Origin of the sequence: Lysobacter sp. 22409 (assembly GCF_052045105.1) — a bacterium.
GTDB classification, from domain to species: domain Bacteria; phylum Pseudomonadota; class Gammaproteobacteria; order Xanthomonadales; family Xanthomonadaceae; genus Lysobacter; species Lysobacter antibioticus_B.
Map to the genome: position 1 here is coordinate 1 of NZ_JBQEOE010000110.1, position 976 is coordinate 976.

1 protein-coding gene is annotated in these 976 nt (G+C 69.0%); it reads left to right on the forward strand.

The features are described from left to right. Positions 1 to 976: beta strand repeat-containing protein (locus ACTJJK_RS23185; protein ID WP_440731369.1), on the forward strand; the 976-nt coding region annotated here is incomplete at both ends.

Sequence of the window (976 nt, forward strand, 5' to 3'; positions counted from 1 at the left end):
GCAGCGCCGGCGCCAACACCGTCAACGTGGCCGCCGGCGCGAGCCTGCTCGCCACCGGCAATCTGGGCGACGGCAGCGATATCCTGGATGTGAGCGGTACTCTCGACACGCAGGGTGGCGTCTTCGACCTGGGCGCCGGCGACGACACCCTGACCATCCACGACGGCACCAACCTCATCGGCACGGTCGCGGCCGGGGTCGGCAACGACACCTTCAACACCGACATCGCGACCATCGCCAACCTCGGCGCAGTGCAAGGCTTCGAGACACTGAGCAAGACCGGCGTCGGCACGCTCAACATCAACGGCCCGGCGAGTTCGGACTTCACCACCGTCAACGTCGCGGCGGGCACCTTGAACGTGACCGCGGGCGGCAGCGTGGCCGCGCAGACCACCACGGTCGCCGCCGGCAGCACCTTGCAAATGGACGGCAGCTATACCGGCACCATCGGTAACGACAGCTTCACCGTGGCCGGTACGGTGGCCGGCGCCGGCACCCTCGATCTGCTCGACGGCGACGACAGCTTCACCATCCAGGATGGCGCCGACCTGTCCGGGCTGGCCAATGCGATCGATGGCGGCGCAGGCACCGACACCTTCGTCGCCGATCTCGCCGGCAGCGCGACCCTGGGCGGCGCAATCAACTTCGAGACCCTGACCAAGACCAACACCGGCACCTTGAGCGTCGACGGCCCGGCGGCATCGGCCTTCACCACCGTCAACGTCAACGGCGGCACCCTCGACATCGGCGCTGCCGGCAGCATCGACGGTGCAGTCACCAGCACGATCGCCAGCGGCGCCACCTTGAACGTCGACGGCAGTTACACCGGCTCGGCCGGCGCCGACACGATGAACGTGTCCGGCACTGTCGCCGGCAGCGGCACGATCGGCCTCGCCGCGGGCGACGACACGCTCACGCTCAACGACGGCGCACTGCTCAACAACGTCATCGACGGCGGCGGTCACGGCACCGGCGA